The 14,193-nt window shown below is 55.8% G+C and carries 13 protein-coding genes and 1 riboswitch; of the genes, 10 read left to right on the plus strand and 3 right to left on the minus strand.

Annotation, left to right across the window (positions count from 1 at the left end; genetic code table 11):
* Window positions 1–105: 105 nt before the first annotated feature.
* Window positions 106–2,016: an ATP-dependent DNA helicase gene (locus PGR10_RS06840; RefSeq protein ID WP_087860571.1), complete on the minus strand. Its 1,911-nt coding sequence runs from the start codon at window positions 2,014–2,016 to the stop codon at window positions 106–108.
* Between the two features lie 131 nt (window positions 2,017–2,147).
* On the opposite strand from PGR10_RS06840, the gene PGR10_RS06845 reads away from it, so the two are divergent.
* Entirely contained in the window at window positions 2,148–2,492 is a 345-nt protein-coding gene (locus PGR10_RS06845; RefSeq protein WP_015366047.1) for a RidA family protein, read from the plus strand.
* Here PGR10_RS06845 and PGR10_RS06850 read toward each other — a convergent pair whose 3' ends face one another.
* A complete protein-coding gene (locus tag PGR10_RS06850; RefSeq protein ID WP_045376054.1) occupies window positions 2,493–2,678 on the minus strand; it encodes a YoaH family protein in 186 nt (61 codons plus the stop codon).
* Window positions 2,679–2,763: 85 nt separating this feature from the next.
* Here PGR10_RS06850 and pabB point away from each other — a divergent pair, with 85 nt between their 5' ends.
* From pabB to PGR10_RS06870, 4 genes are all read left to right on the plus strand, one after another.
* On the plus strand, window positions 2,764–4,119 hold the full coding sequence (gene pabB / locus PGR10_RS06855; RefSeq protein ID WP_430923235.1) for an aminodeoxychorismate synthase component 1: 1,356 nt from the start codon (window positions 2,764–2,766) through the stop codon (window positions 4,117–4,119).
* A 3-nt stretch (window positions 4,120–4,122) separates the two neighbouring features.
* Window positions 4,123–4,701, plus strand: coding sequence for a CoA pyrophosphatase (locus PGR10_RS06860; protein WP_087860569.1), 579 nt, complete (start codon window positions 4,123–4,125; stop codon window positions 4,699–4,701).
* 163 nt (window positions 4,702–4,864) lie between these two features.
* The gene (gene sdaA, locus PGR10_RS06865) at window positions 4,865–6,229 is read left to right on the plus strand and encodes an L-serine ammonia-lyase (RefSeq protein ID WP_015705929.1); all 1,365 of its coding nucleotides are present in this window, start codon (window positions 4,865–4,867) and stop codon (window positions 6,227–6,229) included.
* 130 nt (window positions 6,230–6,359) lie between these two features.
* Window positions 6,360–7,955, plus strand: a complete 1,596-nt coding sequence (locus tag PGR10_RS06870) for an EAL domain-containing protein (RefSeq protein WP_308958432.1) — start codon at window positions 6,360–6,362, stop codon at window positions 7,953–7,955.
* A gap of 16 nt (window positions 7,956–7,971) precedes the next feature.
* On the opposite strand, the gene yoaE is transcribed toward PGR10_RS06870, so the two are convergent.
* Window positions 7,972–9,531, minus strand: a complete 1,560-nt coding sequence (yoaE, locus tag PGR10_RS06875; protein ID WP_125992483.1) for a CNNM family cation transport protein YoaE — start codon at window positions 9,529–9,531, stop codon at window positions 7,972–7,974.
* Window positions 9,532–9,976: 445 nt separating this feature from the next.
* On the opposite strand from yoaE, the gene manX reads away from it, so the two are divergent.
* From manX to mntP, 5 genes are all read left to right on the plus strand, one after another.
* Window positions 9,977–10,942 carry a PTS mannose transporter subunit IIAB gene (gene manX, locus PGR10_RS06880; RefSeq protein ID WP_087860567.1) on the plus strand — a complete coding sequence of 322 codons (966 nt, stop codon included), beginning with the start codon at window positions 9,977–9,979 and terminating at the stop codon, window positions 10,940–10,942.
* A gap of 55 nt (window positions 10,943–10,997) precedes the next feature.
* The gene (locus PGR10_RS06885; protein WP_015366039.1) at window positions 10,998–11,798 is read left to right on the plus strand and encodes a PTS mannose/fructose/sorbose transporter subunit IIC; all 801 of its coding nucleotides are present in this window, start codon (window positions 10,998–11,000) and stop codon (window positions 11,796–11,798) included.
* Window positions 11,799–11,810: 12 nt separating this feature from the next.
* Entirely contained in the window at window positions 11,811–12,662 is an 852-nt protein-coding gene (locus tag PGR10_RS06890) for a PTS mannose transporter subunit IID (RefSeq protein WP_015366038.1), read from the plus strand.
* 95 nt (window positions 12,663–12,757) lie between these two features.
* Window positions 12,758–13,216: a DUF986 family protein gene (locus PGR10_RS06895; RefSeq protein ID WP_015366037.1), complete on the plus strand. Its 459-nt coding sequence runs from the start codon at window positions 12,758–12,760 to the stop codon at window positions 13,214–13,216.
* 199 nt (window positions 13,217–13,415) lie between these two features.
* Window positions 13,416–13,565: riboswitch (yybP-ykoY riboswitch) on the plus strand.
* Window positions 13,566–13,626: 61 nt separating this feature from the next.
* The gene (mntP, locus tag PGR10_RS06900) at window positions 13,627–14,193 is read left to right on the plus strand and encodes a manganese efflux pump MntP (protein ID WP_015366036.1); all 567 of its coding nucleotides are present in this window, start codon (window positions 13,627–13,629) and stop codon (window positions 14,191–14,193) included.

Raw genomic sequence — 14,193 nt, forward strand, 5'->3', positions numbered from 1 at the left:
GGTAAATTCATCGGCTGACGGACTCACCGCCGCCGCACCGCCCGAAATCCATTGGGGATAGCTGATTAACAAAATGGCGCGCAGCTTACCACATTTTGTGACGGATTACCTTGCCGGCGGCACGGCGAGAAAGCGTACCGCCCGGCGGATATCACGGGTCCGCGGCGCGGGTGGCAGGCTAGCCAGGAACACGGCGCCATAGGGGCGCATCACCAGCCGGTTGTCACAGATAACCAGAACGCCGCGATCGTCAATATCGCGGATCAGGCGACCCACGCCTTGTTTGAGGGTAATGACGGCATCCGGCAACTGAACTTCATCGAACGGGTCGCCGCCGCGCAGGCGGCAATCTTCCATTCGCGCTTTGAGCAGCGGATCGTCCGGCGAGGTAAACGGCAGCTTATCGATAATCACCAGCGACAGCGCGTCACCGCGCACGTCAACTCCTTCCCAGAAGCTACTAGTCGCCACTAATAGCGCATTGCCGGCGCTAACAAACTGCTGCAGCAGTTGGCCTTTGCTGGTCTCTCCCTGCAGCAGTACCGGCAGCGTCATGGTGGCGCGGAACTGCTCAGCCAGATCGCGCATCATGGCATGCGAGGTGCAGAGCATGAAGCAGCGTCCATCGTTGGCCTCAATCAAGGGTTTCAACATTGCCGCCAGATGACGGGCAGCGCCAGGCTGATTCGGTAGCGGTAGGTTACGCGGTACGCAGAGCAGCGCCTGATGCTGATAATCAAATGGGCTGGGCAACAGCAGCGTCTGCGCGTCATCAATGCCGAGACGAGCGGTAAAGTGGTGGAGATCGTCATTCACCGACAGCGTCGCCGAGGTAAAGATCCAGCTCCCCGATTTTTGCGCCATTACCTCTTTAAACTTCTCTGCCACCGTTAACGGCGTCAAGGCGAGGGTAAAATGACGCGACGTGCATTCATACCAGTAGCTATAGCCAGGCTGATTGATCTCCTTGAGCCGCTTCAGGCGGCCCCGGTAGAGCGTCGCGCGCTCAAAGGCGGCGTCGAGCAGCGCCGAACGGCCAAGGGAGAGTTTGGCGACGTCGTAACACAGTTCAAGCGCGTCATCGAGCAGCAGCAGCGCGCGCTGAATGTGGCTATCCGCCAGCAGTTCGCGCAGGTTGCCGCGATAGCCCGGATCGCCCAACTGCAGCCGAAAATCCTGCGCGCTTTGCGCCAGACGATCGGCGCATTTTTGCAGCTGTTGGGTATCTTTCAGTTCGGTACGGTAGGCAATGGTAATGTCTTTGGCCAAATCCAGCAGCTGGCGGCTGGAGAGCGACTGGCCAAAATACTGGCTGGCGATATCCGGCAACTGATGGGCTTCATCGAAGATCATCACTTCCGCTTCGGGGATCAGTTCGGCAAAGCCGCTCTCTTTTACCACCATATCGGCAAGAAACAGGTGATGGTTGACCACCACCACGTCAGCATCCATCGCCTTCTTACGCGCTTTAACCACAAAACAATCTTTGTATAACGGGCAGTCGCTGCCGAGACAGTTATCGTTGGTGCTGGTGACCAGCGGCCAGGCCTGAGAATCTTCGGCGACGCTGGCGCAGGTGCTGATATCGCCATCCTGCGTCTGATTAGACCAGGAGCGCAGAAGAATAACGTCACTTAACGTTTGTACCGGCAGATCGCCGCCCGCCAGCGCCTGCTGCTCAAGGCGTTCAAGGCACAGGTAGTTTGAGCGCCCTTTTAACAACGCCAGTTTGCCAGTGAATTTAAGCGCTTTAGCAACGGTCGGTAGATCGCGGCTGTAGAGCTGATCCTGCAGCGCTTTCGAACCCGTGGAGATGATCACCTTTTTCTTCGCACGCAGCGCGGGCGCCAGATACGCGTAGGTTTTACCGGTGCCGGTCCCTGCTTCCACCACCAGCGGCCGGGAGGCTTCAATGGCCTCACTCACCGCTACCGCCATCTGGCGCTGCGGCTCGCGCGGCTTAAATCCCGGTATCGCCATGGCCAGCTGGCCGTCTGCTGCAAAATCGTCGATCACGTTGCCCCCTGGTTATTTGGACAGTGATTATGTCAGGGAGGACGGCGTTTCGCCAGCCCGGGTAGTGACGCGGACGGAACATTATGGCAGTCTTGCCGCAGCCAAATGGATAGAACAACGAGGAAAGATAAATGACAATTACGCGTATTGATGCCGAAGCCCGCTGGTCTGATGTGGTCATTCACAACCAAACCATTTACTACACCGGGGTGCCGGAAAACCTCGACGCCGACGCGTTTGAACAGACCGCCAACACCCTGGCGCAAATTGACGCGGTGCTGGAAAAACAGGGCAGCAATAAGTCACGTATTCTTGATGCCACCATTTTCCTGGCCAATAAAGATGATTTTGCGGCGATGAATAAAGCCTGGGACGCCTGGGTGGTTGCCGGTCACGCGCCGGTGCGCTGTACCGTACAGGCGACCCTGATGAAGCCGCAGTATAAAGTTGAGATTAAAATCATCGCCGCGGCGTAGTTACTCGTCTTCTTCGTCATCTTCGAAGCGCGCTACTATCCGGTCGCCGGTATGCGTGGCGCGCAGTTCATCGGCCACCAGGGCGATTGCCTGGCCGCTGCTCATCCCCTGCGCCATCAATTCCTGAATACGTTCGACCGCTTTTTGCTGTTGCTCATGGCTCAGCGAAGGTAAACCTGCAAACATCACTCACTCCTGCTACATTGTGGGGCGTAATTATTTCACGCCGTCCGCCATTTCGCCAGTGGGCGGCACATTAGGATCGAGGTTAATGTTGTCCCCCGCTATTATTACCCTGCCCTGGCGTGCGGATGCCGCCGAACGCTATTTCGCGCCGTTAAGCGCGATGCCGTGGGCGATGCTGCTGCACTCCGGCTTTGCCGATCATCCGTATAGCCGTTTCGATATTATCGTCGCCGAACCGCGCGCGACGCTGGTTACCCGCGGCGAGCAAACCTGGGTCAACGACGGTGAAGGCGAATTTGTCTCGCAGGACGATCCGCTGCAGCTGCTGCAACAGCAGTTGGATCGCTGTCAGTTAACGCCTCAGGCCGATGAAAACCTGCCGTTTCTCGGCGGCGCGTTGGGGTTATTCGGCTACGATCTTGGCCGCCGCTTTGAACGTCTGCCGACGCAAGCGCAGGCTGATATTGCTCTGCCGGAGATGGCGGTCGGCATTTATGACTGGGCGCTGATCGTCGATCATCAACGCCAGCAGGTATCGCTACTGAGCTACGACAATCCGCAACAGCGCCTGCAGTGGCTGGAATCGCAAACGCGCCAGCCGGCTGAATCTTTCTCCCTGACCTCCAGTTGGCAATCAAATATGAGCCGCCAGCAGTACGGCGAAAAATTCCGCCAGGTGCAGGCGTATCTGCGCAGCGGCGACTGTTATCAGGTCAACCTGGCGCAGCGTTTCCAGGCCCGCTATCGCGGCGACGAATGGCAGGCATTTTGTAAGCTTAATGCCGTTAACCGCGCGCCGTTCAGCGCCTTCATTCGCCTGGCGGAAGGGGCGATTTTAAGCCTGTCTCCGGAGCGATTTATTCAATTGTATCAGGGCGACATCCAGACGCGCCCCATTAAAGGCACGCTGCCGCGACTCGATTCTCCGCAAGAAGATGCGCGCCAGGCGGTAACGCTTGCCCACTCACCGAAAGATCGCGCAGAAAACCTGATGATTGTCGATCTGATGCGCAATGATATCGGCCGCGTCGCCGTGCCGGGCAGCGTGCGCGTACCGGAACTGTTTGTGGTTGAACCTTTCCCGGCGGTGCATCACCTGGTGAGCACCATCACCGCACGATTGCCTGCTACGCTTGATGCCAGCGATCTGCTGCGCGCGGCCTTCCCTGGCGGCTCCATTACCGGCGCGCCAAAAGTTCGCGCTATGGAGATTATCGATGAACTTGAACCGCAGCGACGCAACGCATGGTGCGGCAGCATTGGTTATCTCAGCCTGTGCGGCAATATGGATACCAGTATTACTATCCGTACGATCACCGCCTGGCAGGGTCAGCTGTACTGTTCCGCGGGCGGCGGTATCGTGGCGGACAGCGAAGAGGCAGCGGAATATCAGGAAACTTTTGATAAAGTTAACCGTATTCTGCATCAACTGGAGAGCTAGAACATGGCGGCTAACGCCCTCGACCTGGACGACTTTCTTTCCCGTTTTCAGCTGCTGCGCCCGCAGCCCTCGCCGCAGTCGCTGAACCAGCGCCAGGCGGCGGTACTGGTGCCGATTGTCCGTCGCCCGCAGCCGGGACTGTTGCTGACCCAGCGTTCGCCGCTGCTGCGCAAGCACGCGGGCCAGGTCGCCTTCCCCGGCGGCGCAGTTGATAACACCGACGCAACGTTAATCGCCGCCGCGCTGCGCGAGGCGCAGGAAGAAGTGGCGATCCCGCCGGAAGCCGTTGAAGTGATCGGCGTGCTGCCGCCGGTCGACAGCGTCACCGGCTTTCAGGTGACGCCGGTTGTCGGCATAATCCCCCCGAACCTGCACTATCATGCCAGTCAGGACGAGGTGTCTGCGGTGTTTGAAATGCCGCTTGAAGAAGCGCTGCGCCTGGGTCGCTACCACCCGTTGGACATCCATCGGCGCGGTAATTCACATCGCGTCTGGCTATCGTGGTACCAACATTATTTTGTCTGGGGAATGACCGCCGGCATTATTCGCGAGCTGGCGCTGCAAATCGGCACCCGTCCTTAGCTATAATAAGTAATGAGAAGCCGCTCGCACTATTAGTAAAACCAAGGTTATCCATTAGTTTAATTCATGTGAATAGTTAAGCTGACAACCCGGTTCCCTCTTACACTATGCGCAGTTATTACATCGTTACCGCAACCGCGGTAACCCTGTCAGGAGTGTTATCGTGATTAGTATATTCGACATGTTCAAGGTGGGGATTGGTCCCTCATCTTCCCATACTGTAGGGCCGATGAAGGCCGGTAAACAGTTCGTCGATGACCTGGTCGAAAAGGGATTGCTTAATGAAGTGACGCGCGTCGCCGTTGACGTCTATGGGTCGCTTTCATTAACCGGCAAAGGCCACCATACGGACATCGCCATTATCATGGGACTGGCGGGCAATCTGCCTGCGACGGTCGATATTGACGCGATCCCGGCATTTATCCGCGACGTAGAAACCCGCGGCCGTCTGCTGCTGGCAAACGGGCAACACGAAGTCGACTTCCCGGCGGATGACGGCATGCGTTTTCGTAGCGACAACCTGCCGCTGCACGAAAACGGCATGACTATCCATGCGTGGGCCGGCGAGAAAGAAATTTACAGCAAGACTTACTATTCAATCGGCGGCGGTTTTATCGTCGACGAAGAGCATTTCGGCAAAGAAGACGCGAGCGAACTGCAGGTTCCGTATCCGTTTAAATCGGCGCAGGAAATGCTGGGCTACTGCAAAGAAACCGGTCTGTCGCTCTCCGGCATGGTGATGCAAAACGAACTGGCGCTGCACAGCAAGCAAGAGATCGAAGCCTATTTCGAAAACGTCTGGCAAACCATGCGCGCCTGTATCGATCGCGGCATGAACACCGAAGGCGTGCTGCCGGGGCCGCTGCGCGTGCCGCGACGCGCTTCGGCGCTGCGTCGTCTGCTGGTCGCCAGCGATAAACTGTCTAACGACCCGATGAATGTTGTCGACTGGGTGAACATGTTCGCGCTGGCGGTCAATGAAGAGAACGCCGCAGGCGGCCGCGTCGTTACCGCGCCGACCAACGGCGCCTGTGGTATCGTTCCGGCAGTGCTCGCCTACTACGATCACTTTATCGAGTCCGTCAGCCCGGATATCTATATTCGCTACTTTATGGCCTCCGGCGCGATTGGCGCGCTGTACAAGATGAACGCGTCCATTTCCGGCGCCGAAGTCGGCTGTCAGGGCGAAGTCGGCGTGGCCTGTTCAATGGCGGCGGCGGGGCTGGCTGAACTGCTCGGCGCCAGCCCGGAGCAGGTTTGCGTGGCGGCGGAGATTGGCATGGAACATAACCTCGGCCTGACCTGCGACCCGGTCGCCGGCCAGGTTCAGGTGCCGTGCATCGAGCGAAACGCTATCGCCTCCGTGAAGGCGATTAACGCCGCGCGTATGGCGATGCGCCGCACCAGCGAACCGCGCGTCTCTCTCGATAAAGTTATCGAGACCATGTACGAAACGGGTAAAGACATGAACGCCAAATATCGCGAAACCTCTCGCGGCGGCCTGGCGATCAAAGTCCAGTGTGACTAAAACACGTCTGTGAAATGCGCCCTTTCCGGGCGCATTTTTCTTTTTCTCCCACCAACTTATCTTACCCACTACACTTGCTTTAAGCCGGCTGTTACTCTTATTCCTCTATTTAGCCGACAGGGCGCCTCGCATGCAAAATGCACAGAAGGTCATTTCGACGTACCGCCGCAAGCGCATTCTGGTGTGCCTGGCCGTTGCATTTCTGACGCTTGCCGTCACCCTGACAATCCGATTTATTTCACAGCGTAGCCAAAATCAACAGCGCATCCAGACGGTGACCCGCAATATGGTGATCGCGATGGACAATATCCTGCAGCCGCTGGCGGCAAAACACGCTACCCTGCTGAGTATGGTCGGCAAACCCTGTCAGGATGTGCATCTTGAGCTGCGTAAAACCGCGGCCACTCTGCAGACCGTACGCTCAATCATCCTTGTTCAGTCCGGGATGGCCTACTGCTCCAGCATTTTTGGCCCGCGCCATGTGGCCATTCATCAGCTACAGCCCACGCTGCCGACGGTAAAGCCGCTGCTGGCCTTTTCAACCGATAACTCGCTGCTCAAAGGCACGCCGGTACTGATCCAGTGGTATCCCTCCACCGTGAGCGGCGCCGACGGCGCGTTGTTAATTATCAATATCGAGCTGCTTGGCGAATTGATTCTCAAAGAAAAATCATCGCTCATAAGCGACATCAGCCTCACGGTCGGCAACAAGAGTTTTCTCAGCGATGTCGGCGTCGTCGAAAGTCATCAGTTGCCGGGTCTGCCGATAATTTACCGGCAAAGTTCCAGCCAGTTCCCCTTTACCATCAACATCAGCGGCCCGGGAGCCTCCGCGGTGGCCTTAGAAGAGCTGCCCGCTGAATTACCGCTGGCGCTGATGTTCAGCCTGTTGATGACCGGTATCGCCTGGCTGACGACCGCAGGACGAATGACTTTCTCGCGCGAAATTACCCTGGGTATCGCCGCCCACGAGTTCGAGGTATGGTGCCAGCCGCTGCAGGATTTACGTACTCAGGAATGTTGCGGCGTGGAAATTTTGCTGCGCTGGAACAATCCGCGCCGCGGAAATATCTCGCCGGATGTTTTTATCCCTATTGCTGAAGGCTACAACCTGATAGTCCCCCTCACCCGCTACGTCATCGCTGAAACCGCCCGTCGGCTGCATTATTTCCCGCAGGATGCCAATTTTCATATTGGTATTAACGTGGCGGCGCGTCATTTCAGCAACGGCGAGCTGCTGCGCGATCTGCACACCTATTGGTTCAGCGCTAATCCGGTACAGCAGTTGGTGGTCGAGCTGACTGAACGCGATGTCCTGCGTGAGGGCGATCATCACATGGCGGAGCACCTGCATTTTAAAGGCGTCCAGCTGGCCATTGATGACTTCGGCACCGGCAACAGTTCTTTGTCCTGGCTGGAAAAACTCCGCCCGGATGTACTGAAAATTGATAAATCTTATACCGGCGCCATTGGTATTGACGGCGTCAACGCGACGGTGACCGATATGATTATCGCCCTGGCGCACCGGCTCAAAATCGTCACCATTGCCGAAGGGGTGGAAACTCAGGAGCAGAAGATTTACATGCGCAGCCACGGCGTGGATTTACTACAGGGATATTATTATGCCCGCCCGTTACCGGTAGAGGATTTTCCGCGCTGGCTGGCGGAAGAGAAGCACCGTCTGGCGGCGACTGGGAGTAAAAAACAACCCGCCGGCCAGGTTTAGCCCGGCGGGTTCGGCATTACTCTTCTTCGTCGTTATCGTGGACGGTTTTAATAACCCGTACCAGATCGACGCGGTAATCATTCGCTTCAACGATGGTGAACTGCAGCGGCGGCAGTTCGACAACATCGCCTATCCGCGGGATATGACCGTTCGCGGAGATAACCAGCCCGGCAACGGTCGCGATATCATCGTCTTCGTTGACCAGGTCGTCCAGCCCCAGCGCCTGCTGCAGCGCATGAAGGTCGGTTGACCCTTTGATGAGCCAACCCTCGCCATCCAGCACAATTTCCGGCGTTTCGTCGGCGTCCGGGAACTCACCGGCGATCGCTTCCAGGACGTCCAGCGGCGTCACCAGCCCCTGCACCACGCCAAATTCGTTGGTGACGATGACAAAGCTACCGCGCGCCCGGCGCAGCACGCCCAGCAGGTTGATCGGGTCCAGCGTTTCCGGCACCACAATCGCCGGAGAAGCGGAAGCCATTGCGGCAACGTTCTCGCCCGCTTCCAGCGCCACCAGCATCTCTTTGGCGCGTACGATACCGATGATTTCATCAAGCTCGCCGCGGCAAACCGGGAACATGCTGTGCGGAGACGAAAGCAGCTGGCGACGAATTTCTTCTTCGCTCTGCTCAGCATCCACCCAGCTAATTTCGCCTCGCGGGGTCATGATGCTGCGCAATGAGCGCTGCGCCAGGGTCAGCACGCCGTTAATCATATAGCGTTCTTCTTCAGCAAACGCGCCTTCCGGCACCGGCACTGCCGCCGGGCTATCGCTATCGTGCGCCACGGTCGCCTGTTTGCGACCGCCCATCAGGCGCAGAATCGCATCAGCGGTACGCGCACGCAGCGGCAACGTCGACTGGTGGCGGATAAAGTTACGCCGCGCCACCTGGTTAAAGAATTCAATGGTAATCGAGAAGCCGATTGCCGCGTACAGGTAGCCCTTCGGAATATGGAAGCCAAAGCCTTCAGCCACCAGACTCAGACCAATCATCAGCAGGAAGCTCAGACACAGCACGACAACCGTCGGATGTTGGTTCACGAAGCGGGTTAACGGCTTCGAGGCCAGCAGCATCAGGATCATCGCAATAACGACCGCAGCCATCATCACCGGCAAATGGTTCACCATGCCGACGGCGGTAATCACCGCATCAAGCGAGAAGACGGCATCCAGCACCACAATTTGTAGCACTACCACCCAGAAGCTGGCATAGCCTTTGCCGTGACCGGCATCATGCTGGCGGTTTTCCAGTCGTTCATGAAGTTCTGTCGTCGCCTTGAATAGCAGGAAGATACCGCCGACCAGCATGATCAGATCGCGCCCGGAGAACGAAAAATCGCCTATGCTTATCAAAGGCTTGGTCAACGTGACCATCCACGAGATAACCGAGAGCAGTCCCAGGCGCATAATCAGCGCCAGCGACAGGCCGATGATACGAGCCTTATCACGCTGTTTTGGCGGCAGTTTATCGGCAAGGATGGCGATAAAGACCAGGTTATCGATACCCAGAACAATTTCGAGGACTACCAACGTCAGCAGGCCAGCCCAGATGGTGGGATCCATTAAGAATTCCATGAGCGGCTCCCGTTAACGACAGCGGTAGTCATCGCGATGTCATGCACCGGCGAAACAATAGTTGCTGGTAAAAAAGCGTGTGTGGTTGAGGCGGCAGACGAGTGCCTGAGGGTGAAAAGACGTCGATGACGGTCCATACGGCGGGCTATGCCCTATACTCCTGAGTAATTAAACGGAAGCTAAACATAGCAAAATATAGCGCAGAATTGGCAAAAATTTACCTGTCTTTGCAATAGCTAAGGCTATTTTTTGCGCTGCGAAATTATTGATTATTGAAGCGTAATTTACGGAGCTCCATCACATTAATTATTTTTTCACTATCTAAAATAATTCGCGGTAGTAATTAATTTAGATCTTACACCCTTACTGAATCGATTTTTCCACAAGAGTGATTCAGGATGTATCAGACCAGATGATGCATTCACCATAATAACGGAGGTAGCAAGTGACGATTGCTATTGTAATAGGCACACATGGTTGGGCTGCAGAACAACTGCTGAAAACCGCAGAAATGCTGTTGGGCGAGCAGGAAAACGTTGGCTGGATCGATTTCGTTCCCGGCGAAAATGCCGAAACGCTAATCGAAAAGTACAATGCACAGCTGGCAAAACTGGATACCACAAAAGGCGTGCTGTTCCTCGTCGATACGTGGGGCGGTAGTCCATTCAACGCGGCAAGCCGCATTGTTGTTGATAAAGAAAACTATGAAGTGATCGCTGGCGTCAACGTCCCGATGCTGGTTGAAACCTTCATGGCCCGCGATGACGATCCGTCGTTTGATGAGCTGGTGGCGCTGGCGGTGGAAACCGGTAGCGAAGGCGTGAAAGCGCTGAAAGCCAAACCGGTTGAAAAAGCGGCGCCGGTACAGGCCGCAGCGCCGAAAGCGGCGGCACCCGCTAAACCGATGGGGCCAAATGATTACATGGTGATTGGCCTGGCGCGTATCGATGACCGTCTTATCCACGGCCAGGTTGCGACCCGCTGGACCAAAGAGACCAACGTCACCCGCATTATCGTGGTCAGTGATGAAGTTGCCGCCGATACGGTGCGTAAAACGCTGCTGACCCAGGTGGCTCCTCCGGGCGTGACCGCTCACGTTGTTGATGTCGCGAAAATGATTCGCGTCTACAACAACCCGAAATACGCCGGCGAGCGCGTCATGCTGCTGTTCACTAACCCAACGGACGTTGAACGTATTGTTGAAGGCGGCGTGAAAATTACCAGCGTCAACATTGGCGGTATGGCTTTCCGTCAGGGTAAAACGCAGGTGAATAACGCAATTTCGGTCGATGAAACCGATATCGAAGCATTCAAAAAACTGAATGCCCGCGGTATTGAACTGGAAGCGCGCAAAGTTTCCACCGACCAGAAACTGAAAATGATGGATTTGATCGCCAAGGTGGATAAATAACCCGGCGCTCGTGAGCCAATTTTCACTTTAAGACTTTATCAACAGGAGAAGTACAATGGAGATTACCCTTCTTCAGATTGTGCTGGTGTTCATCGTCGCGTGTATTGCGGGTATGGAGTCGGTACTTGATGAATTTCAGTTCCACCGTCCTCTGGTCGCCTGTACGTTAATCGGCGCCGTTCTCGGTGACATGAAAACCGGTATCATCATCGGCGGTACGCTGGAAATGATCGCCCTCGGCTGGATGAACATCGGTGCGGCGGTTGCGCCTGATGCCGCGCTGGCATCCATTATTTCTACCGTACTGGTTATCGCTGGCCACCAAAGCATTGGCGCCGGTATCGCGCTGGCTATCCCGCTGGCGGCGGCAGGCCAGGTTCTGACCATTATCGTTCGTACCATTACCGTTGCCTTCCAGCACGCGGCGGATAAAGCCGCTGAAAACGGTAACCTGACGGCCATCTCCTGGCTGCACGTTTCCTCGCTGTTCCTGCAGGCGATGCGTATCGCCATCCCGGCGGTTATCGTAGCCATCTCTGTCGGCACCAGCGAAGTTCAGGGTCTGCTGAACGCCATTCCGGAAGTGGTGACTGGCGGTCTGAATATCGCAGGCGGCATGATCGTCGTCGTCGGTTACGCGATGGTCATCAACATGATGCGCGCGGGCTACCTGATGCCGTTCTTCTATCTCGGTTTCGTCACCGCGGCCTTCACCAATTTCAACCTGGTTGCGCTGGGTGTGATTGGTGCCGTCATGGCCATTCTCTACATTCAGCTGAGCCCGAAATATAACCGCGTAGCGGGTGCCCCGGCTCAGGCGGCTGGTAACAACGATCTCGATAACGAACTGGACTAACAGGTGAGCGAAATGGTTGATATGACTAAAAATACCACCGAGAAAAAACTCACTCAGAGTGATATTCGTGGCGTGTTCATTCGTTCTAACCTGTTCCAGGGTTCATGGAACTTCGAACGTATGCAGGCGCTGGGCTTCTGCTTCTCTATGGTTCCGGCAATCCGTCGCCTGTACCCGGAGAACAACGATGCGCGTAAGCAGGCTATTAAGCGTCACCTTGAGTTCTTCAACACCCATCCATACGTCGCGGCGCCGGTACTCGGCGTAACGCTGGCGATGGAAGAACAGCGTGCTAACGGCGCGGAAATCGACGATGGCGCAATCAACGGTATCAAAGTCGGTTTGATGGGGCCGCTGGCAGGCGTCGGCGACCCGATCTTCTGGGGTACCGTGCGTCCGGTATTCGCCGCGCTCGGCGCCGGTATCGCGATGAGCGGTAGCCTGCTTGGTCCGCTACTGTTCTTCATCCTGTTCAATGCCGTGCGTCTGCTGACCCGCTACTACGGCGTAGCATACGGCTATCGGAAAGGCGTGGACATCGTTAAGGATATGGGCGGCGGCTTCCTGCAGAAACTGACCGAGGGGGCATCAATCCTCGGCCTGTTTGTCATGGGGGCCCTGGTTAACAAATGGACGCATGTCAATATTCCCCTAGTGGTTTCCACTATCACCGGTCAGGATGGCCAGACTCGTGTGACCACCGTGCAGACCATCCTTGACCAGCTGATGCCGGGACTGGTGCCGCTGCTGCTGACCTTCGCTTGTATGTGGCTGCTGCGTAAGAAAGTCAACCCGCTGTGGATCATCGTTGGCTTCTTCGTCATCGGTATCGCCGGCTATGCGGTCGGCCTGCTGGGTCAATAATCGTCACGTAGTAGGCCGGGGGCAGCTTTGTCCCCGGCTTTTTTTTAGCGTAAAAACGTGTACCTGTACGCAGGTCCACGCTGCCTGGAGGATCAATGGCAATCACGGAGCTGGTGCTCATTCTGTTTATCGTCGCCCTGGTGGCTTTCGCTATCTACGACCAATTCATCATGCCGCGCCGCAATGGCCCCACCCTGCTGTCAATCCCCCTGCTGCGTCGTGGACGCGTCGACGGGATGATTTTCGTCGGCCTGACGGCGATTCTCATCTACAACAATATTGCCAGCCACGGCGAAATAATCACCACCTGGTTATTATCTGCGCTGGCATTAATGGGGTTATATCTGTTCTGGATCCGTACGCCGCGAATTCTGTTCAAAAAGAGCGGGTTTTTCTTTGCCAACGTGTGGATTGAATATCCGCGTATTAAAGCAATGAATTTGTCGGAAGACGGCGTACTGGTGATGCAATTAGAGCAGCGGCGCCTGCTTATCCGCGTACGAAATATCGACGACCTGGAAAAAATATACAAATTACTCGTTACCAGTCAATGAGTTACAGATATAGCCTGCGCTATATTTCCGCCATTCATCGTTGTCGGAATATATAGCCATGGCTATATTTACTCCCCTCACCCCGTTATATTATTTAACCAATCCTTCACTTAATATTTTAAATGAAAATCGTTATCATTTATTGTTGCTAATATTATTTTTCTGTGATTGTTTTATCTTCTAAAAATATGTTAAGGTTGCGCCCGTCGTTGGGGAGTAGCCGATTTTCCGCAAGTGGAAAATGTACGTGTCAACATACTCGTTGCAAAACGTGGCACGTACGGGTTGAGCGGTCGTTCAATCAGGCGAGACCATAGATACATCACTGCTGTACGTTATGCTCAAGCTCCGCGTATATTTACTGGGGGCAGCGATGTGTCATATGGATACTCCCCGGTCAGGACACGCTCATGAATATTTCTGCCACTATCCTTCTTGCCTTTGGTATGTCGATGGACGCGTTTGCCGCTTCTATCGGTAAAGGCGCCACCCTGCATAAACCTAAGTTCTCCGAAGCGCTACGCACCGGTCTTATATTCGGCGCGATCGAAACCCTGACGCCGCTGGTCGGCTGGGGCCTGGGCATGTTGGCCAGCCAGTTTGTGCTGGAATGGAACCACTGGATCGCGTTCGTGCTGCTGGTGTTTCTCGGCGGGCGTATGGTCATTGAAGGTTTTCGCGGCGGCGATGACGATGAATGTGAAGCGCCGCGTCGCCACGGCTTCTGGCTGCTGGTGACCACCGCATTCGCTACCAGTCTTGACGCGATGGCCGTTGGCGTGGGGCTTGCTTTCCTGCAGGTCAATATTATCGCCACCGCGCTGGCTATCGGCTGCGCCACCTTTACCATGTCAACGCTGGGAATTATGGTTGGCCGCTTTATCGGCCCGCTGCTCGGCAAACGGGCCGAAATTCTTGGCGGTATCGTGCTAATCGGTATCGGCGCGCAGATTCTGTGGGGCCATTTCGCGCCGTAG

It is taken from the genome of Klebsiella sp. 141198 (assembly GCF_050600785.1).
GTDB lineage: Bacteria > Pseudomonadota > Gammaproteobacteria > Enterobacterales > Enterobacteriaceae > Klebsiella > Klebsiella aerogenes.